At 76.9% G+C, this 1,326-nt stretch carries 1 protein-coding gene; it reads left to right on the plus strand.

Annotated features, from left to right (window positions below; genetic code table 11):
• Positions 1–1,326, plus strand: a 1,326-nt coding sequence (locus CCN56_RS39165; protein WP_143664797.1) for a polyketide synthase dehydratase domain-containing protein, incomplete at both ends; no start/stop codon positions are given.

Here is a 1,326-nt window from a genome sequence, read left to right on the forward strand (position 1 = left end):
CTCGACGCCGCCTACTGGTACCGCAACCTGCGCCGGACCGTCCGCTTCACCGACACCGTCCGGGCCCTGCTCGACGACGGCCACCGCGTCTTCGTCGAACCGACCGCCCACCCCCTGCTGACCTCCGCCGTGCAGGAGCTGGCCGAGGCCGCCGAGCGCACCGCCGTCGTCCTGGAGACCCTCCGCCGCGACGACGGCGGGCCCGTCCGGCTCGCCACCTCCCTGGCCCGGGCCCACGCCCACGGCCTGCCCGTCGACTGGCAGTCGGTCCTCGGCACCTCCGACCTGCCGCCGGCCGACCTCCCCACGTACGCCTTCCGGCACAGCCCGTACTGGCTCGACGCCCCGGAGCAGGCCGCGGACGCCGCCGGTCTCGGCCTCGAACCGCTGGACCACCCGCTGCTCGGCGCCGTCGTCGAGTCCGCCGAGGACGGCACCACCCTGCTCACCGGCAGGCTGTCCCTGCACAGCCACCCCTGGCTCGCGGACCACGCCGTGTCCGGCACGGTGCTGCTCCCCGGAACGGCCCTGCTCGAACTCCTCGTCCAGGCCGGCGACCGGGTCGGCTGCGACCTCGTCGAGGAACTCGACCTCGCCGTCCCCCTCGTGGTGCCCCCGCACGACGGCGTCCGCATCCAGGTGACCGTCGCCGCCCCCGACGCCGAAGGCCGCCGCACCGTCGGCCTCCACGCCCTGCGCGAGGACGACCCCGACGCCGGCTGGACCTACCACGCCGGCGGACAGCTGGCCGCCGGCGGCGGGACCACGGAGCCGGCCCCGGCCGTGTGGCCCCCGCACGGCGCCGAACGCGTCGACACCGAGGGCGCCTACGACCGCCTCGCCGCCTCCGGATACGCGTACGGCCCCGCCTTCCAGGGCCTGACCGCCGCCTGGCGACTGGGCGACGACCTCTACGGGGAGGTCGCGCTCGGCGACGACCACCACAAGGACGCCGCCGCGTTCGCCGTGCACCCCGCGCTGCTCGACGCCGCCCTGCACCCGCTGATCGTCCCCGGCCCCGACGACGAGAGCCCCCGCGAGGTCGTCCTGCCCTTCGGCTGGGCGGGCGTCCGGGTCCACGCCGGGGGCGCCACGACCCTGCGCGTCCGACTGACCCGCTCCGCGGCCGACACCGTGGCACTGACCGCCTGGGACCCCACCGGAGCCGCCGTCCTCTCGGCCGACGCGCTCACCGTCCGCGCCCTGGCACCCGGCGCCCTCACCGCCGCCGGCGACCGGAACCGGCGCTCCCTCTACCTCGTCGACTGGACACCGGTCGACCGGCGGAGACGAACGGCTCCCCGCAGCCGGTCGACCGGTGTCCAG

Source organism: Streptomyces sp. NRRL B-24572 (genome assembly GCF_002156145.1).
Classification (GTDB): domain Bacteria; phylum Actinomycetota; class Actinomycetes; order Streptomycetales; family Streptomycetaceae; genus Streptomyces; species Streptomyces vietnamensis.